Genomic DNA, 23,417 nt, shown 5'->3' on the forward strand with positions numbered 1-23,417 from the left:
TGCGTGGCCAAAGCACTGAGCCAACTCACGTACGGGGTGACCGCCGACAACATCGCCGTCGACGCCGGACCCACCCAGGGCCCACCGGTCAGCCCGGTAATCACCGAGTCGTAGCCGCTGGCAGCCACACCTAGTTCCGCCGCAATCTCATCCCAGGCGGCGGCCGCGGCCATCATTGGCCCCGACCCCGGACCCGCGTACATGCGACCGGAATTGATTTCGGGCGGTAACGCCGCGAAGTCAAACACCGTGTCCTCCCCAGTCGGCCGGGAACGCGATCTCGTCTGTCACATCGGAATCGGTGGCCGTGGTCACGGCTTTGTAGACGACGCCACCGGTCGTTCGTTGCGCCCACGGGAGCTGCCGGCGGGCCCATTTCGGCCCCCCAAACCCGTCAACCGGGCGGCGCGACGCGCCTTGACCAGTCGGCTGTGTCCGCAAAGCTGGTCTGGCACCGCATTTCTCGGACGTCTGGTCAGAAACGGCGTGCACCTCTGCCTCAGCTAATCTCCCCGTTATCAGCAAGCGAGCGACAGCTCGCGTGTGCCCGAACTGCCGCCCGGCACTGAGATTAGTTCGTTATGAGGTAAACACCGACACTGAAAGCGGCCTGTTCATCAATCGCCAACCAGAGTTCATTCCTTGTCGGCGGGCGTTCATAAAAGAACACGGATTGTTCATCTTCCGTTCGCTTTCCGCGCTTTGCGGTCGCGGCGGCCCGGTTCCGTCAGCCCTCGTCGAGGATCAGCGCCATCTCGGGACAGGAGGCGACGCCGTCGCGGGTGGATTGCTCATCCTCGGGCCGGACCTCGTGCTCTTCGAGAATCGAATAGCCCGACTCGTCAATGGGAAAGAGGTCGGGGTCGACGGCGTAGCACTGGGCATGGCCCACGCATTTCGACTGTTCCAGACGAACCCTCACGAGGCTTCCTCCCCCGCCGACCCGGCTTGCATTTCGCGATTCGGTACCCAGATTAGTGGGTCGGTAAAGTGTCGGGGATGTTCGCCAGTCGCTTCCCGGCACCGAAAACCCGCGATTAGCGTGGGCGGTCCCACCGTGTTCGGTTGCGGCGCTTGTAATGTCCGCGCCAGCAATGTCCCCGCTTGCGCTATTGCCGCTTGCGATATTGCGGCGCCGCCACGCGTTGGTGCCGGCCAAAGCCGACAAACCACCGGAGATTCAGCCGCATGAGCGACGGCCAGCAAGGCGCGTTCCACCTGCCCCGGCTGGATTTCGCCGCCCTACCGATGACCGTCGACCGGGGTCTCGGGTGGAAGACGCTGCGCGACGCCGGACCCGTCGTGTTCATGAACGGCCACTACTACATCACCCGGCGCGAAGACGTACTGGCCGCGCTGCGCAACACCAAGGTCTTCTCATCGACCGTCTTGCAGCCCCCCGGCCATCCATTGCCGGTGCTGCCGTTGGCTTTTGATCCGCCGCAACACACCCGCTACCGCCAGATTCTGCAGCCGTACTTCAGCCCGCACGCGCTGAGCAAGTCCCGTCCCGTGCTCGAGCACCACGCCCGTGACATGATCGCGGCACTGGCCGGCCGGGGCGGGTGCGAGGTGATGGCGGACTTCGCCAACCTGTACCCGCTCCAGGTATTCCTGGACCTTTACGGGCTGCCACTGCAGGACCGCGATCTTCTCATCGACTGGAAAGACGCCGTCGTCAGCGACAAGCCGTTCATCACCCGAACCGACATCGAGAAGTCCGAGCGGCTGCTGGCGTATCTGGCCGACGCCATCGCGGCGCGCCGGCAGAACCCGGGGTCGGACATGCTGTCGCGGGTGATGACCGGCAAGGGTGAGTTCACCGACCTCGAACTGCTGGGCATGAGTCACCTGCTGATCCTGGCCGGCCTGGACACCGTGACCGCCGCCATCGGGTTCTCGCTGTACGAGTTGGCGCGCAGACCGCAGCTGCGCAAGGAGCTGCGCGACAACCCGAAACAGACCAGGGTCTTCATCGAGGAGATCGTCCGGCTCGAACCGTCCGCGCCGGTGGCGCCCCGGATCACCACGGAATTCGTCGAAATCGGCGGCATGACACTGCCGCCGGGCACCTCGGTGCGGCTCTGTATGGCCGCGGTCAACCGCGATGACAGCGACGCCATGTCCACCAACGAGCTCAATATGGACGGAAAAGTCCACCGGCACTGGGGGTTTGGCGGCGGGCCGCACCGCTGCCTGGGCTCTCACCTGGCGCGCATCGAACTGACGGTGATCGTCGCGGAATGGCTGACCCAAATTCCCGACTTCGAACTGCCGGAGGATTACTCCCCAGCGATCAGTTACCCGTCAAAGAGTTTCGCGCTCAAGGAATTGCCGCTGCGCTGGGGCTGATTGCGGGCTGACCCAGCGCAGCGGCCGCAGTTCTTTCGGGGTCCTATTTGCGTAATGCGGTCGCCGCCACCTGAACGAACACGCCGGTGTCCTCGGCCATCAGCAGGCCTCGACCGCGGGGCAGCGGACCGCCCTTCATCTTGCCGCGGATGAATCCCTCGTCCGGGTCGGCGTCCATCACCAGCAGCGGGGCGTTCGCCTGCGCGAGCGCCCGCAACATCGGGTCGCTGCCGGCGGACGACCAGCCACCGAACGTGCGGGTGACAATCACGTGCAGTCCGACGTCGGCGGCCCGGGTCACCCAGGGCGCGGCCTTGTGTAGCGGCGAGTCGAACCCTGCCGGCAGCTGCTGGATGTCGTCGACGATCAAGAAGATCTCCGGCCCGCTCCACCAGTTCCGCGACAGCAACTCCTCGGCGGACAACCCGGGCGGCGGCTCGCGGCCGGCCAGAACCGCGGCCAGTTCGCCCATCATCGCCTGCACACCGTCGAGGTTGTAGGCGAACCTCTCCACGTAGTCCGAGCCGAGCGTGGTCAGCAGCTGACGACGCGGGTCCACCAGCCACACCTGCGCCGAGGGCTGCCCGGCCGGCACCGGCGGTGCGCTGGTCGCGCCCGGCGCGTACAACCGCCCGATCTCCGACATGATGGTGGCCAGCGTCGTGGTCCGTCCACACTCGCGACGGCCGGTCACCATCAGGTGTGCGTTCTCGTCGAAGTTGAGGTAGACCGGCGACAGGTCCAATTCCGAGATCGCCCAGGCGATTCCGCCCGCACCGACACCGCGGCGGGTGTCCTGCGCGGCGAGCTCGCGAAGCTGTTCCACCCCGAACGTCGCCGGCAGCCGTCGCACTGGCGGGGCCTTGCTGCTGGTGATCCGGCTGACCGCCTCGGCGATGCTGTCGGACTCGAACCGGTACCCCGGCGTGCCGGCCAACGCGGGACGCGCCACCAACGTGTGCAGGCCGCTCTGCGGGTCGGCGTCGAGGCGGACGTAGTTGACCGCGACCATGCCGCGGCCCGGCTTGACCGGAACGTCCTTGGCGAACCGCGAACGCACCAGCTTCGCGTCTTCGACGGCGGCCAGGCGCAGCTCGACCCGGGAGCCGAAACCGCTGCGCACCGGTGGCCGCAGCTCCGATTCGCGATCGGCGGTGACCACCACGTGCACCCCGAACGAGGGGCCCTGGTTGATGATCACGTTCACCTGCTCGATCAGCACCTCGTTTTCCTCGGCCAGCGCCCGGTAGTTGTCCACCACCAGGTAGACGTCGCCGAATCCGTCGTTGGGGACCGGACCGGGCTCGTTGCCGAACTTGCGCCGGCGGAACACCTCCATCGAGGCGATTCCGTATTCGAGGAAGCTGCGCTTGCGCTCCCGCACCAGGGCCAGCAGTTCGGCCACCGTGCGGCGGACGCCGTACGGATCGGTCGGACCGGCCACCTCACCGACATGGGGCAGGTGGGCGACCGTGGTCAGCGCGGTGCTGCTATAGGCCAGGCAGTAGAACTGGATCTGCTCGGGCGTGTGGGTCAGCGCCGCGGAGCAGATCAGGGTCTGCAGCGCGGTGGTCTTCCCGGAACCACCGGCACCCAGGATCAGCACGTTGGCACCGGGCCCCGACGTGTCGACGGTCCACGGCGGCTGGTCGTGCTTGAAGGGACGGTCGATGATCCCGATCGGAAAGACGAGATCCAGCGCGGTGCCGTAGTCCTGCTGCCAGGGGCGGCCGAGGAACCGGTTCACCAGTTCGTCGATGGCGACGGGCTGGTTCAGCGGCGGCTGCCACAGCCGGTACGGCTCGAAGTCGATCTTGCGCAGCTGGTCGATGATGACCGTGCCGACCTTGGGCGTCCTGATTCCCTCGGAATCGTCGTCCTCGGCCCCGTCGACCTCCAGCAAGTCGGCGCCGGCGGGGATGGCGGGGACGGAGACGTCGGGCCCGCCGACGCTGACCTCGAGCGGGGTGAACGAGTTGGTGAACAGCTGCGGACGGACGTAGTCGATGCTGTGCACCAGCGCCGGCGCCTCGTCTCCGTCATCGGTGATGCCGCGCGGGAAGTAGTCCCGCCAAAGGAATTCGGCCTGGAACCGGGTGATGTCTTCCAGGCTGCGCCGGAAGTAGCCCAGACCGGCCTGGGCCGGCAGGTTGACCGCGTTCGGCACACCCGCGGCCTGGGCCGCGCCTGCGGTGCGCGCCTTCAGCACCAACCGGTAACCCATGTTCTCCATGAGCTTTTCGGCGCGGCTCTCGATCGTCTGCGACGCCATCATCAGGTGGATCCAGTAAGCGCGGCCCTGACGGCCGATCGAGTCGAGCACGTCGACCGCCGTCGGCATGATGCGGAACCATTCGTAGAACTCGTCGATGACGACCACCAGCATCGGCAGCGGCGCCATGTCCTGACCGCGGGCCCGCATCCGGGCGCGCACCGAGTTGTACTCCTTGGCGTCGTCGACACCGGCGCTGTCGCAGATCGCCTTGCGCCGGGCGATCTCACCCCACAGCGCGTCCAGGAAGCGTTCCATCAGCGCCTGGTCTTCTTCCAGGTCGGTGATGATCCGCGAGACGTGCGGCACGCCGGAGAACGGCTTGACCGCCGACCCACCCTTGAGGTCGGCCAGCACGAACTGCAGCTCTTCGGGCGGATGGCTGAGCATCAGCGATTCGATCACCGTGCGCACCAGGGTCGACTTACCCGAACCGGTCGTACCCGACATGACGCCGTGTGGACCGTCACCGCCCTCGTCCAGCGACTTCATGTCCAAGAACAGCAGCTCGCCGTTGTCGGAGCGGACACCGAACGGCGCCCGCAGCCGTGACCTGCCCATCGAGTCGTTGCGGCTGCCCCACAACGCCTCGAAGTCGATGCGGCCCGGGTCGTCGACTCCGTAGTAGGCCATGATGTCCCGGGCGCCGATGTGTGCCACCCGCTGGCCGATCTCCTCGTACGCCTCGGCGAGCCGCCAGCGCGCCAGCTTCTGTGAGAACTCCTCCGCCTCGGGCGTGCTGATGTGGTCGGTGAGGGCGAAGAACCAGGGCTTCTCGTCGATGACCATCCAGGTGTCGCGGTCGCGGGGCAGCGCCTCGATGACACCCCTGTCGTCGAAGCGCAGCGTGCGCTCCGGGACCGCGCTCCACATCTCTGAGCCGGTGAGGTCGAAGAACGTCACGCCGTCGACGCCTTCGCCGCTGATCACGTACTCCCATTGCGGATCGACGACGTCGGCGACGATCACCGTGTGCGGCGTCGGGGTCTGGGCCGACGAACTAGCGTGCCGGGGCGTGAAAGAGCCGCGGCCGGCGAATAATTCGGCCTGCTCGGCGGCGAACTCGCGCACCGAGCTGTAGACCATCCGGGCGTTGCCCGCGGCGTCCTGGCGGCGCGGGTCGCCGAAGTGGGGCAGCCACTTCACCCAGTCCCATTCGTCGACGTCGGAGGTGACCACGATCATGCGCATGTGATCGGGACCGTGGGAGAACGCCAGCTGACAGATGATCGCCCGCATCAGTCCCAGCGCCTGCTCGCGGTCTCCGGTCAGCGAGTACCAGGGCTCGACCAGTACCGAGATCATCTTCGGCAGGTTGTAGACGACGCTCTGATAGCGACCGAACTCCTGCAGCGCCTTACCGGTCACCGGCTCGAGCTCGATGTCGGTCGGCATGTTCTGGGGCTCACCCCAGGTCACCTCGGGACGCGTCATACCGACGCCGACGCGGACCACGCCGAAGTTCAGGTCTTTCCCGTCGGGCTTGCGTTCCCACATCCGCTGCGACCCGACCGCGGCGGCCAGCGTGGTGGGCGCCGGGTGGAACCACCGGTAGTTGGCGTCCATGCTGTCGGCCGACTCGTGGGCGGTCTCCCGCAGCATGTCCAGCATCAGCATGAACTGGGCGCGCATCGAGTCCAGCTTGGGCCGGCTCATCTGCTGCTGGCCGCCGAACCGGCCGCCGAACATCATCATTGCGACGCCACCGATCATGAAGATCGGGAAGATCGAGCCGGCGCCGCCGAACACACGCGAGCCGCTGGCGAACGTCATCGCGACCATTCCGATCAGCAGTCCGACCACCAGGACGCCGACCACGATCAGCCACCAAGGCTTGCCTTCCGGCGGCGGAATGCTCAGCGGCGTCGGGAGGACGATGTTCTCCGGCTTGATTACCGGGGGCTTCTCCGGCGTCGGCCGCGCAAATCCACGTTTCACTTCGGTACCGCCAACTCTCCTGGGGACATATCCATCGGTAGCGTGTCGTGCTCCACCAGCGCATCGGCACGCGACAACGTCGGACCTTGCGGGAGGAGCCGCAGCGCCACCCACGGCGCCAGGCCCGGTTTTGTCTTCAGGCCCAACGCTTCTCGTACCTCGCGGGTGTCGTCGACCCCGAACCGGGCACCCGCGTCCGTCAGCCACCACAGCGATTCGGTGGTCTTGGAGCCGGGGTCGTTTCCGGTGACGGCCACGAAGTTGGCGTAGTCGGGCCCGAACAGGACCTGGTCGGCTTCGCGTCCGGTGGTGTCGGCCTTGACCAGCGATACCACCCTGTTGGCGTCCTTCGACTGCACGGGAATGGTCGCGCCGGAGATGACCTGGACGCGGGCCCGGTTTTCACCGGAGGTCTTCTGCCACCACCAGCAGGTCGCCGGGTTCTCGCGGATGTCCATCACGTTGAGGGGCGCGTCCGGGTAGGACGACAGATCCAGCTTGTTGACCACCGGCATCTTCGCCAGCGCGGACGGTTCCACTGTCACCGGCCTGGTGTTGCCCGGCCCGGCGTTCTGCAGAATCTGAGCCACCAGCGGCGGCAGCGTCTGCACGCCGTCGGCCAATACCAATGAATACTGTTGCGGCCCACTGATTTGCGGGGTGACGATCACCGTGCCGATGGGGCCTGGCGCATTGGGGAACGACGCCCCGGCGCCGGCATTCTGAATCTGCGGCACTGTCAGTTCCGGACCCACCGGCAGCGCGTCGTACAGGGCGCGACTCATCGGCTTGGCCATACTCACCTGTTCCGGGGTCAGACCCAGCGGCAGCAGCACGGACCGGTTCACCGCGTCGATCCGGGAGCGGCGCCCCTCCCGGATCACCCAGGGGTCCCCGCCGTAGTTCAGCACCACCGCGTCCGACCCGGTCAGCAGCCGCCGGTGATTGCCCAGATCGGGAGTGCCGTCGATCACCGTCACCGTCACCCCCGACGGCGACCCGCCGGTCGAGTTCGCCACGGTGTCGCAGACCAACCAGGACGACGAGGCCGGGCTGGTCGGGTGGAAGCTCGACGGCGCACCCGGGATGCCCACCATCGGACCGCGCGGCAGGGTGGAGATCTGGTTGGACTTGACCAGGTGCGGGTTGTCCGGGCGGCCGGTGATCAGGCGCGCCGACGCCAGGTTCAGGGCCGGGTACAACCTGTCGCCGACGCGGACATACAACGCACCCGAGTCGCGGTCGGCGATGATCGGCGAATCCCCGACTTGGCCCGCCGGGCTGAGGAACGAGTACAGCAGGGCACCCAGGCAGATCACCAGTGCCGCCGAGATCGATGCGACCACGGCCAGGTTCTGGCGGCGGCCGGGCTCGATCTCCATCCGGACACGCCACCGAGTCAGGGCCATCGCGGTCCGGCGAGCGAGGAACTGATAGCCACTCACCTGGGTCCGCGTCGACAACCCGAGGCCGTACCCCGACCCGCGCTGCCCGCGACTCTCTTCCGCCACTTATTCACCGTCCGGTCTGCTGAAGCGCCTGGATATCGTCCCTGGTGAGCTGATCTGGCGCGAATTACATGACAACGTTAAGGCACCTGCACGGACCTCGCCATGCGGCGCCGAAGCCATTAACTCCCACATCTCTATATGCACCCGAATCCGGTAGCGGCGGCCGCCGGCCAGGAAATGGCGACATGCCCCCTGAACTGGCAGTTTCTTCTCCCCACAGATGAGCTGAAGAGACCTTTCGTCTCCCCGAAGCATCCCAAAGCATGGTAGTGGCCACCCGGCCACTCGTCCTGTCGAAAGCGGCAAGTCGTTTGCCGTCAGACGGCACCAACTGTTGGCGCCCAGCGAAGAGTGCGCGCACGTGCGCCGGGTCCGAGTCGGCGATCCGAGAATCCTGGCAGCAAGATGGCCGTATGACTGAACTCGCGCCGTCGCTGATCGAACTCGCCCGCAGATACGGCATCGCGACGGACTACGAGGACTGGACGGGCCGGCGGGTGCGAGTTTCCGAGGCCACGTTGCAGGCCGTGCTGGGTGCCCTGGGCGTCGCGGCCGACACCGAGCAGGAGCGCAACGTCGCGCTGACCGCCAAGCAGCGGTCGCACTGGGCGCGCAGGCTGCCGGCGACCATTGTCGGGCGTACCGGCGAGCCGATCCGGTTCTGGGCTCATGTCACCCACGGCGACCCCGCGGACGTGTGGTTGCAGCTCGAAGACGGCACGGTGCGCGGCGGGGTCGAGCAGGTCGACAACTTCACCCCGCCGTTCGACCTGGACGGTCGCTGGGTCGGCGAGGCCAGCTTCGTGCTGCCCGCCCACCTGCCGCTGGGCTATCACCGGGTGCACCTGCGCTCCGGTGACTCTGAGACCAGCACCGCGCTGATCGTGACGCCGGACTGGCTCGGGCTGCCCGACCGGCTCGGCGCCCGCCGCGCGTGGGGCCTGGCCGCGCAGCTCTACAGCGTGCGGTCGCGGCAGTCGTGGGGCGTCGGCGATCTGACCGACCTGACCGACCTGGCGGTGTGGTCGGCGTCGCGCCACGGGGCCGACTATCTCCTGGTCAATCCGCTGCACGCGGCGGCCCCGACGAGGCCGATGGAGCCTTCGCCGTACCTGCCGACGTCGCGGCGTTTCGTCAACCCGATCTACCTGCACGTCGAGGCCGTCCCCGAATTCGCCGACCTGACCAAACGCAACCGGGTCCGTCGGCTGCGCTCCGAGGTGCAGGAGCGCGCCACCGGTGTGGACACCATCGACCGCGACGCGTCGTGGGCGGCGAAGCGGGCGGCGCTGTGGCTGCTGCACCAAGAACCACGGTCGGCGGGACGGGAGCTGTCCTACGCCGCGTTTCGCGACCGGGAGGGACGCGCGCTGGACGACTTCGCCACCTGGTGCGCGCTGGCCGAGAAGTACGGCGCCGACTGGCATTCCTGGCCCGAGGCGTTGCAGCACCCGGATGCGCCCGGAATCGCGAACTTCGTCGAAAAGAATTCGGACACCGTCGATTTCCACCGCTGGCTGCAGTGGCAGCTCGACGAGCAGCTTGCCGCGGCGCAGTCGCAGGCGATCCGGGCCGGCATGGCGCTGGGCGTCATGCATGACCTGGCCGTCGGCGTGCATCCCAATGGCGCCGACGCCTGGGCGCTGCAGGACGTGATGGCGCTGGGCGTGACGGCGGGCGCACCCCCGGACGAGTTCAACCAGCTCGGCCAGGATTGGTCCCAACCGCCGTGGCGCCCGGACCGGTTGGACGAGCACGAGTATCGGCCCTTCCGCGCGCTGATCCGTGCGGTGTTACGGCATGCAGGTGGGGTGCGCATCGACCACATCATCGGTTTGTTCCGGCTCTGGTGGATCCCGCGGGGCACCTCACCCACCCAAGGCACCTACGTTCGGTACGACCATGACGCCATGATCGGCATCGTCGCGCTGGAGGCGCACCGCGCCGGCGCGGTCGTCGTCGGCGAGGACCTCGGCACGGTCGAGCCATGGGTGCGCGACTACCTCTTGTTGCGGGGGCTGCTGGGCACCTCGATCCTCTGGTTCGAGCTGGACCGCGACGGCAACGGTGGCCCGCTGCCCGCCGAGCGTTGGCGCGAGTACTGCCTGTCTTCGGTCACCACGCACGACCTGCCGCCCACCGCCGGTTACCTGGCAGGCGATCATGTGCGGCTGCGCGATTCGCTCGGTCTGCTGACCCGTCCCGTCGAAGAGGAGCTGGAGTCCGACCGCACCGAGCTGGCGGCGTGGATGGCCGAGCTGCGCCGGGTCGGGCTGCTCGACGAGGGCGAAGAGGAACCCGAGCAGGTCGTGGTGGCCCTGTACCGCTATCTGGGCAGGACGCCGTCGCGGCTGCTGGGCGTGGCGCTGACCGACGCCGTCGGTGACCGGCGCACCCAGAACCAGCCCGGCACCACCGACGAATATCCCAACTGGCGGGTCCCGCTGACCGGTCCCGACGGGCGCCCGGTGATGCTCGAGGACGTGTTCGCCGATAACCGCGCCGCCGCGCTCGCCGAGGCGGTGCGTGCCGCCATCGCGCCGGCCGAGGCAAAAACAGCGGCCCGCCGCTCGCCCCAGCGGGCGCCTTGTTAGCTTCGAAAACCATGAAGGTCTCGGTCGTGGCCCCAGTCGCCGAGGGTGTCACCGCGGACCCGGACTGGATGGTGGCCTTCGCGCGGCACCTCGAGGCCTGCGGGTTCGAATCGATCGTCGCGGTCGAACACACGGTGTTGCTCACCCGCTACGACAGCGTCTATCCCTACGACAATTCGGGGCGCGTCGGGCTGGCGCCGGACTGTCCCATCCCGGATCCGCTTGACCTGCTTGCCTTTCTGGCGGGCCACACCGACAACCTGGGGCTGGCCACCGGCGTGCTGGTGCTGCCCAACCACCATCCGGTAGTGCTGGCCAAGCGGGCCGCCACCGTCGACGCCCTGTCGGGCGGCAGACTGCGGCTGTGCGTGGGGGTGGGCTGGCTGCAGGAGGAGCTGGCCGCCTGCGACGTCGAATTCGACAGCCGGGGGCGCCGGGCCGACGAGCAGCTGGCAGTCCTGCGCGAGTTGTGGGCGCACCGGCCCGGCGGGGCGTCATTCACCGGCGAATTCTTCGACTTCGACAACGTCATGTGCTATCCGAAACCGGTTGCGGCGGAGCGTCTTCCGATTCACATCGGCGGGCACAGCCGGGCCGCCGCGCGGCGCGCCGGCCGGCTCGGTGACGGGTTTCAGCCGCTCGGGGTGACCGGGGACCGGCTCGCCTCGCTGCTCGCGCTCATGCGCGACGAGGCCGCGTCGGCCGGCCGTGATCCGGTGGCCCTGGAGGTGTCACTGGGCCACGCGGTCACCAAGATCGACGCCGAGCGCGCGGCCGCCCTCGCCGATCAGGGCGCCGACCGGCTGGTGCTGGCGATGCCGCCGACCGCCGATATCGAGCAGGCGAAGGATCTGTTGTCGGCGTGCGCGCAACGGCTGTCGTTGAACTCATGACGCTTTCGGTCGAACAGCGGTCCGCGCTCAGCGACGTGGTGCACCGGTACGCCGCGTATGTCGATGACCGCGAATTCAATGCTGCTGCAGAGCTTTTCACTGATGACGCCGAACTGTTGGTGCCGGCACCGCCCGCCGACCTGCAACCGGTCCGGTCCCACCGCGGCCGGCGGGCCATCGGCATGGCGGTCGCGGCCGTCGCCACGGTCGCGCGCACCGAGCACGCGATCATCGGCGAGGTGTACGACGCGGCCGCGGCCGACACCGCGCGCGGCCGGATCGCGGGCGTGGCGCACCACTGGAACGAGCGCGACGGCGAGCTGGTGGACGTGGCATGGCACCTGCGCTACGACGACGAGTACGTGCTGACCGGCGCGGGCTGGCGGATCGGCCGCCGGGCATTGACGGTCCATGCCATCGAGACGCGCCCGGTACGCCGGCTGCTGCCGCCCGACGCCTCCTAGCGCGCCGGCGCCAGGTCATCCGCACAGACCTGCGCGGCATCGTTTGTCCGATCGGCCTTTCGGGTAGCACCAACAGATCGGCCGAAACGGATAGCAGAGGAGAAGCCCATGAGGCACAGCCCTGTCGACAACGATCGGACCGCTGACCGGCACCCGCAGGAGTGGGCGCTCGCCGTGTCACCCGGGTTCCTCGTGATCGCCGCGGCCGCACTGGCGTTCGTCGTGTGCGTGGCCGATTTCGCCCTGGGTCACGGCGGTGCGGGAGTCGCCGCCGCCATCGTCTCTATGCTCGCGTTCGGGGCGGGCTTGTCCTGGCTTGCGATGGACCGCAGGCGAATTCGCGATGCCGAGCGGGAATGGGTGCCCGGCCGGCCGGTCAGGTAGCGCCGCTACCGCAGCGACGCGAGGTTGTTCACCGACTTCTTCACGTCGGAGCGCAGCACCCGGGCGACCAATCCCCCGACCGGCCCGCTGAGCAGACCGCCGCCGAGGTCGGCGGTGAGGTGGAACGTCGATCCCGGGTGGTCATCGCTGACGTCCATCGCCACCGTGAGGCGGATGCCGCCGCGGCCGCGCCCCTGCAGCTCGATCGCCTTCGGCTCGTCGTAGCGGGTTACCTCCCAGTGGATCACGTTGCGGAAGCCCTTGACCTTCACGCACGACGAGACCCGCGTGCCCTTCTTGATCGTGTCGGGCACCGGCCCCCGCCACCCGGCGAAGATCGTCATCCACTCGTCGAACCGATCCAGGTCGGATGCCAGCTTCCAGGCCGCCTCCGGCTCCACCTGTGACGACACCGAGACATCTACGCGAGCCAACGTCTATCCTCCCTTGGCTGACCGTCGTCGCCCGCCGCGCGGGCGACTCGCACAATCTCGGCTGGGTACCCCGACACCTTCGCGGCTATTCCTGGGTCGGTCAGGGCCAGGCCTGCTCCAGCTGGTGGGCCACGTCGATGATCTGGGCCGCCTGCGATTGGGGCGCGTCGATCTCGGTGGCCACATACTGCGCGATGAACCGCCGGATCTCTCCGTCGACGCCGGCCAGGATGCGCAGAACCTCGCCACGGATCGACTTGGACGAGACGTTGACGGTGATGTCGGACGGCCGGGGTTTGGCGACGTCGACGATCAGCAATAGCGGTTCGGCCGCTCGGGCGGTCGCGCGCAGTTGGATATCCCCGGAGACCACGAAGCGCTGCTTGTCGACCCACAGGTCGACCAGCAGGTCGATCGAGAGCGGAATGTGGATGACGAACGTGATGTCGTCGCCGAGCCGCCGCGTGACCCGGGGGTCTTCGATCTTGACGTTGGCACTGACTTTGGCGATCTTGCCGGGCCCCTGCGCGATCGGCTCCATGGCGAACTCGCTGCCTGCGATGTCGGCGAATGCAGCAGCGACCCGCTCCGGGGTGACCGCGACCTCGAAGAACCTGCGGCCGAACTCTTCGTAGGTGACGTATTCGTGGGTCGTCATAGGCTTATACCGTCTCATGTCACCTGCCAATACGGTCGCTGATCTGTTCGCGTCGCGGGAAATCTGCTCGTGGGAGGCATACCCGGGGTGCCGGGCGGCAGATCTGCGCCGATTCGCGGATTGTGAAGCGCGCCACAGGCGGGGCGCCTCGATTCGATGTGTCGGGGCCTCGCCTGCGAGGCTTGACGGTGGAGGTGCTCTCAATCTCATGCCCCAGGAAGTAACTGAACGGCGCGCGGGTCTGTCCGATGTGCTCATCTGGCTCGGCGGCGGTCATCGGCGCGAGCTGGCTGAGCGGCACGAACGATCCACCCACGCCGTTGCCGGCGCGATCACGGTACTGGGTGCGCTGCTGGCCTGGCTGGTCGCGACCCTGGCGGTCAGCGGGTCGGTCCGCTGGCCGCTGCCGGCCGTCGCGGCGCTCGCCCTGGTCTTCGGCCTGCTGGTCGGCGCGATCACCCGCGGCACCGTCCCCGGGCCGCAACGGAGCCGCCCCGGTCTGGCGGCCCGCGCCGCGGTGGCGGCGGCGCTGGGCGTCGTCGTCGGCGAGCTCGTGGCGCTGGTCCTGCTTTCGGGTTCGATCGGGCACCGCCTCGACGCGCGGGCGTTGCGCGACGCCGAGTCGGCTCCCGCCGTCGCGCGGGCATCGGCGTCCCTGCAGCAGTCCAGGGATGGCCGCGCCGCGCTCGACGGCGCGGTCGCGCAGGCCCGTGACCGCCAGGACAAGGCCCTGGTGGTCGCCCGCTGCGAGTACCACCCGACGCCCGGCTGCCCGCAGACCCAGATCACCGGGGTCCCCGGCGCCGGGCCCGAAACCCGCACGGCCAATGAGCTTCTCGCCGATGCCCAACAGGAATTGGACACCGCCCTGGCGGCCCGGGACAGCCGCGCACCAGATCTGGACGCCACGATCTTGCGGCAGGAGGTAGCGCTGAGCGACGCGCGGGACGCTGTGGTGGCGGACGCCGGACGCGGCCTGGGCGCGCGCTGGGTCGCGATGAATGACCTCACTTTGGCCGATGCCGGGGCGATGGCCCTGCGGCTGTTGACGATCGCGCTGTGCGTGCTGCTCTACCTGGCACCGCTGATCCTGGGGTTGTGGCGCGGTGAGACGACCCATGATCGCCGCGCCGCCTCACGCGCCGAGCGCGACCGCGCCGAACTCGACGCGGACACCGCCATCGCGGTCAAGCGCGCCGAGGTGCGCCGGGAGGCCGAAATGCTTTGGGCCGAACACCAACTGACGCAGGCGCGGCTGGCCGTCGAGGCCCAGATCGAGATCGACCGCGAGCGGCAACGCCGCCGCGTCTTTGAAGCGCTGGACAGTCCGGTGCCCGCGCCGTCGCAGCGCCCCGTAGAGCCGGCCGACGACGACGTGTATCTGCCGATCGCCGCGGCGGCCGAGGCGGCCAGCCTGGCGATCGCCCCGGCGCCCGCGCCGGAAGCGCCCCCCGGCCGGGACGTGCCTGAGAACCTGCCCGCTCCCCTGCCGCGAGCCGGTGAGGTCGAGGCCCACCAGGAACGCACCGCCCCGTTCATCCCGTCGATCCCGGACGCCACCAAGACCGCGGCCCGCTGGATTCGCCCGCTGGTGCCGCCGTTCGTGGCCAAGGTGATCGACACCACCACCGCGCCGCTGCGCACGGCGCGCCAGGTGTTCGAAGGCGTGCTCGAAGAGACCGAGGAGATCACGTTCACGCTCAAGCGCACCCGCAAGGTGACGGTCAACTCCGAGGCCTCCGACACCCGACTGTCCGGGCAGCCCGAGGGCGACGAAACCGGCTCAACGGCAACCGAATTCGTCACCTCCTCGCGACACCGGCCCAGCGATCGGGCGCGCCGACGGGTCGCGGGCAGTGAGTCCCACCCGGCCCTGCCGCGGCGGGCTGACGATGATGCGGGCCGCCTGCCGGTGGAGTCCGCGGAAAGCGCCCGTCGGCGGGCGCTGACGAAGCGGGACGGGCCACCCGAACTGGGTCCGCCCGACGGCCCGCGCCGGCTACCGCCGCCGAAATAGGCACCGGGCCCGGGGCCGGTCGTGGACGACCGCGGCTCCGGTGGCGTTCAGCGGAAAAGCATGATCCCGTAGTCGATCTCGGACGCGGGCAGGGGCACCGCGCGACCCCTGCGCCGGCGCCTGCCGGCGCGCTCCCGCGTCGGCCACCGCAACCGGAACCCGAAAGCATCACTCTGCGAGCGTGTTTTCGGGCCGGGGTTGTCATCGATGTGGTTGGAGTTGGAGGCGGCCGGTCTACCCCTCGAAAGCTCGGCCGCCCCAACGTCTTGGCGCGCGCTCAACAGGTCAGGGCGGCGGGGGTGAACAGCGGGCCCCACTCGTGGCGCGCCGCGGACTGTGCATCGACGAAGCTGGGAGTCGTCTCGCCATCGCCCGCCAGGTGGACCAGTGCCCACGCCATGGCGAACACCGGCACCTTGTGCCGTATTGCCGCGCTGTGCAATTCGTCCAGGGCGGCGTCGGACGCACACCGGCGCAGGCCGATGAGGATGCCCCGGGCGGTGTCGAGAATGCGGCCGGAATTGGGGCCGCATGAAGTTTGGGCCGGGACCCAGTTCGACGTCATGCTGTTGCTACCTCCTGCTGCGCCCGCGAAACCGCTACTCGCGTAGCGGCAGGAATGCGCGGGCTTCGCTTCGTTGCGGCCGCAATCCCCAAAAGGCGCCCTGTGCAATGATTTGCGCATCCGCCGCGTTGTGCCAGTCGATCATCGACATTGATATGCGGCCGTGACCGTTTCGCGATCGGTTGCTCGCCGAGAAATTCGCTACACGTGGTATCGAAACAGGCTGGCACACGGCGCCGTCACGGGCCGACCTGGCGCGCTACAGAATCGCCCTGGTGTCTTTCGCCTTAGCGATGTCGTCCCAGTCGACGTCGAGTTCCAGCAGGATCTCTTCGGTGTGTTGCCCGTGCTCCGGAGCGCGGGCGGGAGCCGGGGGTGTCTCGTTGAATTGCACTGGCGCGGCGACGATCCGGTATTTCTCGCCGTAATCGTCGACGTTGGTCACCACGTATCCGTTGGGCTCGACCTGCGGATCGTTGAGGGTTTCCCGTGGCGTCGCCAGCGCGCCCCACACGCCCGGCTCGTCCGCCAGGACCGCCTGCCAGTGCGCGAGGTCGTGCCGGGCGAAGGTGTTCGCGAACAGCTCGGTGGCCGCGGCCGCATTGGCGATCAGGTTGGCCGACGGCACGAATCGCTCGTCGTCGGCCAGTTCGGCCAGACCAACGCGCCGGCAGAAACCCGCCCAGAACTTGTCGGGCTGCAGGAACACCAGCTGTATCCACCTGCCGTCCTTGGTCTTGTACCGGTTGACGAGCGGATTGATCGCCAGGCCCGGCGGTGCGCCGGGGATTCCGTCGATGTCGAAGAAGTCGGCCGCCGAAATCGACGGCGCGATCGACCACATCGCCTGCGCCAGCAGCGACGAGTCGACGATCGTCGGCTCGCCGGTGCGTTCCCGGTGAAACAGCGCGGCGCACACGCCGCCGGCCAGCGTCGCGCCCCCCTGCAGGTCACCGAAGCCGGGCCCCTGGACGGCCGGCGTCTCGGTGCCGAACGGCGTGAGCGTGTAGGCGACTCCGCCCCGCGCCAGATACGTCGCGGCATCGAATCCGCCGCGGTCGCGATCGGGACCGCGGACGCCCAGGCCGGTGCCGCGCGCGATGATGATCTTCGGGTTGAACGAGCGGATATCGTCGACGGTCAGCCGGGCCCGTTCCAGCGCCCCCGGCAGCCAATTGGTCAAGAACACGTCGGCGCTGGCCAGCAGCCGCCCGAAGAGCTCGCGACCCGTCTGCGACTTGATGTCTACGGCGATGCTGCGCTTGCCGCGGTTGCCCAGCTCGAGAATGAAGTCGGCATCGGGGCGGGCCGCTTGCCGGGTGAAGCCGCCGACGACCAGCGCGCGCCCCGGATCGCCGGTGGCGACGCCCTCCACCTTGATGACATCGGCGCCCCAGTCCGACAGCGCGGCACCGGCGGAGGGCACATAAGTCCACGACGCCAGCTCGACCACCCGCACACCCTGAAGGACCCCGCCGCGCCCGTCCGGCATCGTCAACTCCTTCGTCGCCGCGATTCCTTGCTATTTTAGATATTCTAGCTAGCCTTGGGCGTAGTGATAGCCCATCTGCAGGTCAGCGCAGTTTTTCGGGGAAGAGATGCGATGGAGCCGATTCCGGCGCTCACCGCGGTGACCGCGACCCTCGGCACGGCGCGGACGGATGAGACGCCGATTCCTTCCCGCTGCGGCCTTCGTGGTGACGGCAAATGGCCTTGGGCCCCAATGCGGTCGTGATGTAGACGCACGGATGAGGGGCGGGCGATGGGCAGAGTGACGGGCAAGGTGGCCGTGATCAGTGGCGCGGCGCGCGGTCAGGGCCGTTCCCACGCGCGGATGCTGGCGGCCGAGGGTGCGGACATCATCGCCGTGGACCTGTGCGCCGACATCGACACCAACGAGTATCCGCTGGCCCGCCCGGAGGACCTGGACGAGACGGCGCGCCTGGTGGAGAAGGAGGGGCAGCGCGCGTACACCGCGATCGCGGACGTGCGTGACCGCGTCGCGCTGTCCGCGGCCATCGACGAGGGCGTCGCCGAGTTCGGCCACCTCGACGTCGTGGTGGCCAACGCCGGCATCTGCCCGCTCACCGCGGGCCTGCCGCCGAAGGCCTTCGCCGACGCCGTGGACGTGGACCTGGTCGGCGTGCTCAACCTCGTGCACGCCAGCCTCAAACACCTGCAGGCCGGCGCGTCGATCGTCGTCATCGGTTCCAACGCCGCCTTCATGTCGTCGATGAACACCACCGGCATCGACGGCGGGCCCGGCGGGGCCGGCTATGCGTTCGCGAAACTGGCTGCCTCGCACTACGTCAACGACTTCGCCCGGGCACTCGCTCCGTTCTCCATCCGGATGAACGCGGTGCACCCGACCAACGTCAACACCGACATGTTGCACAGCCCGCCGATGTACCGGGCCTTCCGGCCCGACCTGAAGGAGCCCACCCGCGAGGACGCCGAGCCCATCTTCCCGTTCGTCCAGGCGATGCCGATCCCCTACGTCGAGCCCGAGGACATCAGCGAGGCGGTGCTGTTCCTCGCGTCCGACGCCGCCCGCTATATCACCGGCCAGCAGCTGCGCGTCGACGGTGGCGGCTTCCTGAAGGTCAAGCCATGGTCGGGCGCGTGACGTCGGTGGCACCAATCGTGCTGCACCGCACCGGAAGCGCGCGATGACCGACACGCCCTCCCCCGACGTCCAGCGTCGCCTCTACGCGCTCATGGTGCTGATGAAGGCGGCCGACGACCGGCTGTCCAAGGGCATCGGCACCGGGGAATTCATGTGCGTGTACTGGCCGTCGCGGGGGCAGGAGGCCATCGCCGCGGCGATGGGTGTCGCGCTGCGGCCCGACGATCGGCTGGTGACCACCTACCGCGGGCTGCACGACCTGATCGGCAAGGGTGTGCCGCTCGAGGAGATCTACGGCGAGATGATGGGCCGGACCGTCGGCGCGAGCCGCGGCAAGGGCGGCACCATGCACATCGCCAAACCGGATGCCGGCGTGATGCTTTCGACCGGCATCGTCGGGGCCGGCCCCCCGGTGGCGGTGGGCCTGGCGATGGCCGCCAAGCGCCAGGGGCTCGATCGGGTCACCGTGGTCAGCTTCGGTGACGGCGCCACCAACACCGGCTCCTTTCACGAGGCGGCCAACATGGCCGCGCTCTGGGACCTGCCCGTCGTGTTCGTCTGCCAGAACAACCTCTACGCCGAGATGACACCGACCGGCGACACCATGAAGATCGAGCGGGTCGCCGACCGGGCCGCCGGGTACGGAATGCCGGGTGTGCGCGTCGACGGCAACGACCCGCTGGCGGTGAACGGCGTTTTGGACGAGGCACTTCAGCGCGCCCGCACCGGCGCCGGCCCCACCTTCGTCGAGTGCGTGACTTTCCGTTTCCGCGGCCACTATTTCGGCGACCGGATGCCCTACATCCCCGCCGGGCAACTCGAGGCGGCGATCGCCGCCGACCCGGTGCCGCGCTTTCGCAGGCACCTCGTCGACGCGGGCGTGTGCGGCGAAGACGAACTCACTCGGATGGACGACGAGGCGGCGGCGGCGGTGGAATTCGCCCTGGAGGCCGTGATGAGCGCGGACGCGCCGACGGCGGCGGAACTCGACCGGGACGTGTATGCCACCCCGATTCGGTTCCCGGTCTGAGGATTTGGTGATGGACGACGCGGAGATGACGATGCGCGAGGCGCTGAACCTCGCGCTGGATCAGGCGCTGGCGGCCGACGAGCGGGTGTTCCTGCTCGGTGAGGACATCGCCGACCCGGGCGCGTCCGGCCCGACCGCGGGGTTGTCGACGAAATACGGCCACGAACGTGTCCTCGACACGCCGATTTCGGAGGCCGCAATCCTGGGTGCGGCCATCGGTGCCGCCATTGACGGGCTGCTGCCGGTGGCCGAGATCATGATCATGGACTTCATCGGCATCGCCGCCGACCAACTGATCAACAACGCCGCCAAACTGCGGTTCATGACCGCGGGACGCACCTCGGCGCCGATCACCGTCCGCACCCAGGTGTACGCCGGGCTGGCCACCGGCGCGACGCACTCGCAAAGCCTGGAGGCGTGGTTCATGCACATCCCCGGAATGAAGGTGATCGTGCCGTCCACGCCGCGCGACGGGAAGGGACTGCTGACGTCGGCGATCTTCGACCCCGACCCCTGCCTGTTCATCGAGACCATCCGATTGCAGGGCAAGAAGGGACCGGTGCCCGTGGACCCGGGCTTCTCGATTCCGCTGGGCCAGGCCGACATCAAGCGGTCCGGCACCGACGTGAGCCTGATCGGTTACGGACGCTGCGTGCACGACGCGCTCGCGGCCGCGGCCACCCTGGGCGAGCAGGGCATCAGCGCCGAGGTCGTCGACCTGCGCACCCTGGTGCCCCTGGACGTCGAGACCATCGTCGAGTCTGTCCGGCGCACCCGCCGGGCGGTCGTCGTGCACGACGCGGTCCAATTCGCCGGTCCCGGAGCCGAAGTCGCGGCGATACTGTCCGGCGAGTTGTTCGGCGAGCTCGCCGCGCCCGTCGAGCGGGTCGCGGCGCGGTTCGTGCCCAACCCGGCCGCGCCGTCGCTCGAGGCGCAGGTGTACCCCTCACAGGCACGCATCGTGGAGGCGGCTCAGCGCACCATGAAGAGGGCCGACGCGGGTGGCTGACTTCATCATTCGCATCCCCCGGGTTTCGGTCGCGGTCTCCGAGGCCGAACTCACCGGCCTGCTGGTTGGCGCCGGCGAGCACGTCGAGTCCGGCACGCCCATCTACGTGATCGCCACCGAGAAGGTGGAACAGGAGATCGAAGCGGGAGCCTCTGGCACGGTGTCCTGGACGGGCCAGGTCGGTACCACCTACGACATCGGCGCAGAAATCGGCGTCATCACTTCCTAGAAAGGGTGTAACTGTATGGACCTCAACGAGACTCGTGAACGGATCATCTACCAGAAGGACGGTCCGATCGCGAAGATCACCCTGAACTGGCCGGAGAAGGCCAACGCCCAGGACCAGAAGCTCGCCGAAGAGGTCGACGCCGCGCTGCTGGACGCCGACCGCGACTACGACATCAAGGTGTTGGTGCTCAAAGCCAACGGCAAGGGCTTCTGCTCCGGGCACGCGATCGGCAACAACGCCGTCGACTACCCGGAGTTCGTCGCGAACGCCATGGTGACCGGGCACCCGTGGAAAGCGCAGTCGGATCTGTTCGTCAAGCCGACCCTCAACCTGTGGGAGTTCTCCAAGCCCACCATCGCGCAGGTGCACGGCTACTGCGTCGGGGGCGGCACCCACATGGGCCTGACCACCGACATCGTCATCGCCTCCGAGGACGCGTACTTCTCCTACCCACCGCTACAGGGTTTCGGTATGCCCTCCGGTGAATGTTCCATCGAGCCTTGGGTGTTCATGAATTGGCGCCGCGCCGCCTACTACCTGTTCACCGCGGAGGTGATCGACGCCAAGAAGGCGTTGGAGGTCGGCCTCGTCAACGAGGTGGTCAAGCGCGAAGACCTGGACGCCCGGGTGGACGCGATCGCCCGCCACATCGCCCAGGCGCCGCTGACGACCCTGATGCTCACCAAGGCCAACCTCAAACGCGCCTGGGAGCTGATGGGCATGCGGGTGCACTGGCAGAGCTCCAACGACCTCGTCGCCCTCGCGTCGATCAGCAAGGACGTGCAGCAGCTGATCCAGACGGTCTTCAAGGACAAGGTGCTGCCGTCCGAGCACGCCCGCCGCCAGGCGGCAGCCGCCGCCCAGACCGACGGCGCCGCAGCGACATAGGACCCCAGGTGAACATCGCCGATCACGCGATCGCGGCCGCGCAGTCGCCGGCGCTGCTGATCGAGGGCGCCGCGATCACGTTCGGCGAACTGCACGCCCGGAGCACGCGGGTCGCCGCCGCCCTGCACGACGCGGGGCTGCGCCGCGGCGACGGCGTGGCGCTGGTGCTACCGAACCGGCCCGAATTCCTCGAAATCGCCTGGGGTGCACAGCGTTCCGGGCTCTACTACACCCCGGTCAACACGCACTTCCTGCCCGACGAGGCCAGCTACATCATCGACGACGCCGAGGCCAAGGCCGTCTTCGTCGACGCCTCGATGCCCGACCTGGCAGCGCACATCCGCGCCGCCAACGCCTCGGTGGTCGCCCACGTCTGCGTCGGCGGCCCCCTGCCCGGCTGGCGCTCCTACGAGGACGCGTTGGCCATGGCGGGCGACGCGCCGCCGGCATCGGACGGATCGGAGATGCTCTACTCGTCGGGCACCACGGGACGGCCCAAGGCGGTACGACGGGCACTTCCCGTCGACGGCAACGGATCCTGGGCACAGTCGGTGCTCGAGATGGCGCTGATTCACAAGTACGGCATGAGCCCCTCGAGCGTGTACCTGTCCCCCGCGCCGCTGTATCACGCGGCCGGGGTGAACTACACCATGGCGGCGAACCGGGTGGGCGCCGCGTCGATCATCATGAAGAAGTTCGACGCCGAGGCGGTGTTGCGGCTGATCGAGACCCACCGCGTGACCCACGCACAGTTCGTGCCGACGATGTTCGTCCGAATGCTCAAGTTGCCCGCGGCGGTCCGGGAACGCTATGACGTGTCGAGTCTGCGATGCGTCATCCACGCCGCGGCGCCGTGCCCGGTTGACGTCAAGCACCGGATGATGGAGTGGTTCGGGCCGATCATTCACGAATACTATGGCGGCACAGAAGGTTTCGCCGGAACTACGATCGGGCCGCAGGAGTGGCTGGCGCATCCCGGCTCTGTGGGCGTGCCGATGGCGCCGGTGCACGTGGTCGGCGAGGACGGGCGGGAACTTCCCGTCGGCGAGTCCGGCGAGCTCTACTTCGAAGGCGGGCCGGAGTTCGAATACTTCAAGGATCCCGCCAAGACCGCGTCGGTGTACAACGACCGCGGCTGGCGGTCGCTCGGCGACATGGGCTACGTCGATCGCGACGGGTTCCTGTATCTCACCGACCGGTCGACGTTCACGATCGTCTCCGGCGGCGTCAACATCTATCCGCAAGAGGCGGAGAATCTGCTCGTCATGCATCCGAAGCTGCTCGACGCGGCGGTCTTCGGGGTTCCCAACGACGAATTCGGCGAAGAGGTGAAGGCCGTCGTGCAGCCGGCCGACGGCGTGGTGCCCGGGCCCGGGCTCGAGGCCGAACTCATCGAGTACTGCCGGGCCCGCCTGGCCGCGTACAAGTGTCCACGCACCATCGAATTCGACGACGACCTGCCGCGCGACCCGAACGGAAAGCTGTACAAGAGGCGCATCCGCGACCGCTACTGGCGGGGACGGGTTTCGCGGATCTTGTGATGCGACGCAAGG

General features: G+C 68.4%; 20 protein-coding genes. 12 read left to right on the forward strand and 8 right to left on the reverse strand.

Annotated features, from left to right (window positions below; genetic code table 11):
- Positions 1-248 (reverse strand): PPE family protein (locus tag OQ789_RS24895; protein WP_324688967.1); only part of this gene is annotated, 248 nt, incomplete at its 3' end.
- Between the two features lie 479 nt (positions 249-727).
- The gene (locus tag OQ789_RS24900) at positions 728-922 is read right to left on the reverse strand and encodes a ferredoxin (protein ID WP_324688968.1); all 195 of its coding nucleotides are present in this window, start codon (positions 920-922) and stop codon (positions 728-730) included.
- Positions 923-1,188: 266 nt separating this feature from the next.
- On the opposite strand from OQ789_RS24900, the gene OQ789_RS24905 reads away from it, so the two are divergent.
- On the forward strand, positions 1,189-2,352 hold the full coding sequence (locus tag OQ789_RS24905; protein WP_324688970.1) for a cytochrome P450: 1,164 nt from the start codon (positions 1,189-1,191) through the stop codon (positions 2,350-2,352).
- Between the two features lie 43 nt (positions 2,353-2,395).
- Here OQ789_RS24905 and eccCa read toward each other — a convergent pair whose 3' ends face one another.
- Together eccCa and eccB are read right to left on the reverse strand one after the other, a co-directional pair.
- Positions 2,396-6,562 (reverse strand): type VII secretion protein EccCa, encoded by a 4,167-nt coding sequence (gene eccCa / locus OQ789_RS24910; protein WP_324688972.1) that lies wholly within the window; start codon positions 6,560-6,562, stop codon positions 2,396-2,398.
- Positions 6,559-8,073: a type VII secretion protein EccB gene (gene eccB, locus OQ789_RS24915; RefSeq protein WP_324688974.1), complete on the reverse strand. Its 1,515-nt coding sequence runs from the start codon at positions 8,071-8,073 to the stop codon at positions 6,559-6,561. The genes eccCa and eccB overlap by 4 nt, the downstream gene beginning before the upstream one ends.
- Positions 8,074-8,486: 413 nt before the next feature.
- Between eccB and malQ the strand changes: the two genes are divergently transcribed.
- The 4 genes from malQ to OQ789_RS24935 all read left to right on the forward strand — a co-directional run bounded on the left by malQ (position 8,487) and on the right by OQ789_RS24935 (position 12,408).
- Positions 8,487-10,667, forward strand: a complete 2,181-nt coding sequence (gene malQ / locus OQ789_RS24920; RefSeq protein WP_324688976.1) for a 4-alpha-glucanotransferase — start codon at positions 8,487-8,489, stop codon at positions 10,665-10,667.
- An 11-nt stretch (positions 10,668-10,678) separates the two neighbouring features.
- On the forward strand, positions 10,679-11,560 hold the full coding sequence (locus tag OQ789_RS24925) for an LLM class F420-dependent oxidoreductase (protein WP_324688978.1): 882 nt from the start codon (positions 10,679-10,681) through the stop codon (positions 11,558-11,560).
- On the forward strand, positions 11,557-12,024 hold the full coding sequence (locus OQ789_RS24930; RefSeq protein WP_324688980.1) for a nuclear transport factor 2 family protein: 468 nt from the start codon (positions 11,557-11,559) through the stop codon (positions 12,022-12,024). The genes OQ789_RS24925 and OQ789_RS24930 overlap by 4 nt, the downstream gene beginning before the upstream one ends.
- Before the next feature lie 108 nt (positions 12,025-12,132).
- Positions 12,133-12,408 carry a LapA family protein gene (locus OQ789_RS24935; RefSeq protein ID WP_324688982.1) on the forward strand — a complete coding sequence of 92 codons (276 nt, stop codon included), beginning with the start codon at positions 12,133-12,135 and terminating at the stop codon, positions 12,406-12,408.
- 5 nt (positions 12,409-12,413) lie between these two features.
- On the opposite strand, the gene OQ789_RS24940 is transcribed toward OQ789_RS24935, so the two are convergent.
- Positions 12,414-12,842, reverse strand: a complete 429-nt coding sequence (locus OQ789_RS24940) for an SRPBCC family protein (RefSeq protein ID WP_324688983.1) — start codon at positions 12,840-12,842, stop codon at positions 12,414-12,416.
- Positions 12,843-12,942: 100 nt separating this feature from the next.
- Entirely contained in the window at positions 12,943-13,500 is a 558-nt protein-coding gene (locus OQ789_RS24945) for a hypothetical protein (RefSeq protein WP_324688985.1), read from the reverse strand.
- A gap of 208 nt (positions 13,501-13,708) precedes the next feature.
- On the opposite strand from OQ789_RS24945, the gene OQ789_RS24950 reads away from it, so the two are divergent.
- A complete protein-coding gene (locus OQ789_RS24950) occupies positions 13,709-15,517 on the forward strand; it encodes a DUF4407 domain-containing protein (RefSeq protein WP_324688987.1) in 1,809 nt (602 codons plus the stop codon).
- Positions 15,518-15,794: 277 nt separating this feature from the next.
- Here OQ789_RS24950 and OQ789_RS24955 read toward each other — a convergent pair whose 3' ends face one another.
- On the reverse strand, positions 15,795-16,082 hold the full coding sequence (locus tag OQ789_RS24955; protein WP_324688989.1) for an antitermination regulator: 288 nt from the start codon (positions 16,080-16,082) through the stop codon (positions 15,795-15,797).
- A 259-nt stretch (positions 16,083-16,341) separates the two neighbouring features.
- On the reverse strand, positions 16,342-17,574 hold the full coding sequence (locus OQ789_RS24960) for a CaiB/BaiF CoA-transferase family protein (protein ID WP_324688991.1): 1,233 nt from the start codon (positions 17,572-17,574) through the stop codon (positions 16,342-16,344).
- 270 nt (positions 17,575-17,844) lie between these two features.
- Here OQ789_RS24960 and OQ789_RS24965 point away from each other — a divergent pair, with 270 nt between their 5' ends.
- From OQ789_RS24965 to OQ789_RS24990, 6 genes are read left to right on the forward strand one after another with little or no spacing between them, the layout of a single operon-like run.
- Complete coding sequence (locus OQ789_RS24965; RefSeq protein WP_324688993.1) at positions 17,845-18,708, forward strand: mycofactocin-coupled SDR family oxidoreductase; 864 nt, start codon at positions 17,845-17,847, stop codon at positions 18,706-18,708.
- A 43-nt stretch (positions 18,709-18,751) separates the two neighbouring features.
- Complete coding sequence (locus tag OQ789_RS24970; RefSeq protein WP_324688995.1) at positions 18,752-19,738, forward strand: thiamine pyrophosphate-dependent dehydrogenase E1 component subunit alpha; 987 nt, start codon at positions 18,752-18,754, stop codon at positions 19,736-19,738.
- A gap of 10 nt (positions 19,739-19,748) precedes the next feature.
- On the forward strand, positions 19,749-20,747 hold the full coding sequence (locus OQ789_RS24975) for an alpha-ketoacid dehydrogenase subunit beta (protein ID WP_324688997.1): 999 nt from the start codon (positions 19,749-19,751) through the stop codon (positions 20,745-20,747).
- Positions 20,740-20,976 (forward strand): biotin/lipoyl-containing protein, encoded by a 237-nt coding sequence (locus OQ789_RS24980; protein WP_324688998.1) that lies wholly within the window; start codon positions 20,740-20,742, stop codon positions 20,974-20,976. Before OQ789_RS24975 ends, OQ789_RS24980 begins: the two co-directional genes overlap by 8 nt.
- Before the next feature lie 15 nt (positions 20,977-20,991).
- Positions 20,992-21,864, forward strand: coding sequence for an enoyl-CoA hydratase-related protein (locus OQ789_RS24985; protein WP_324689000.1), 873 nt, complete (start codon positions 20,992-20,994; stop codon positions 21,862-21,864).
- Between the two features lie 8 nt (positions 21,865-21,872).
- Complete coding sequence (locus OQ789_RS24990) at positions 21,873-23,405, forward strand: acyl-CoA synthetase (protein WP_324689002.1); 1,533 nt, start codon at positions 21,873-21,875, stop codon at positions 23,403-23,405.
- Positions 23,406-23,417 lie beyond the last annotated feature (12 nt).

The sequence above is a fragment of the Mycobacterium sp. 94-17 genome (assembly GCF_035617725.1).
Taxonomy (GTDB): domain Bacteria; phylum Actinomycetota; class Actinomycetes; order Mycobacteriales; family Mycobacteriaceae; genus Mycobacterium.

Bases quoted from the DNA above. Each gene is read 5' to 3' on its own strand.
- malQ (WP_324688976.1), top strand. From the start codon at position 8,487: ATGACTGAACTCGCGCCGTCGCTGATCGAACTCGCCCGCAGATACGGC.
- OQ789_RS24945 (WP_324688985.1), bottom strand. From the start codon at position 13,500: ATGACGACCCACGAATACGTCACCTACGAAGAGTTCGGCCGCAGGTTC.
- OQ789_RS24935 (WP_324688982.1), top strand. From the start codon at position 12,133: ATGAGGCACAGCCCTGTCGACAACGATCGGACCGCTGACCGGCACCCG.
- OQ789_RS24965 (WP_324688993.1), top strand. From the start codon at position 17,845: ATGGGCAGAGTGACGGGCAAGGTGGCCGTGATCAGTGGCGCGGCGCGC.
- OQ789_RS24955 (WP_324688989.1), bottom strand. From the start codon at position 16,082: ATGACGTCGAACTGGGTCCCGGCCCAAACTTCATGCGGCCCCAATTCC.
- OQ789_RS24905 (WP_324688970.1), top strand. From the start codon at position 1,189: ATGAGCGACGGCCAGCAAGGCGCGTTCCACCTGCCCCGGCTGGATTTC.
- OQ789_RS24970 (WP_324688995.1), top strand. From the start codon at position 18,752: ATGACCGACACGCCCTCCCCCGACGTCCAGCGTCGCCTCTACGCGCTC.
- OQ789_RS24950 (WP_324688987.1), top strand. From the start codon at position 13,709: ATGCCCCAGGAAGTAACTGAACGGCGCGCGGGTCTGTCCGATGTGCTC.
- OQ789_RS24930 (WP_324688980.1), top strand. From the start codon at position 11,557: ATGACGCTTTCGGTCGAACAGCGGTCCGCGCTCAGCGACGTGGTGCAC.
- OQ789_RS24925 (WP_324688978.1), top strand. From the start codon at position 10,679: ATGAAGGTCTCGGTCGTGGCCCCAGTCGCCGAGGGTGTCACCGCGGAC.
- OQ789_RS24960 (WP_324688991.1), bottom strand. From the start codon at position 17,574: ATGCCGGACGGGCGCGGCGGGGTCCTTCAGGGTGTGCGGGTGGTCGAG.
- OQ789_RS24975 (WP_324688997.1), top strand. From the start codon at position 19,749: ATGGACGACGCGGAGATGACGATGCGCGAGGCGCTGAACCTCGCGCTG.
- OQ789_RS24985 (WP_324689000.1), top strand. From the start codon at position 20,992: ATGGACCTCAACGAGACTCGTGAACGGATCATCTACCAGAAGGACGGT.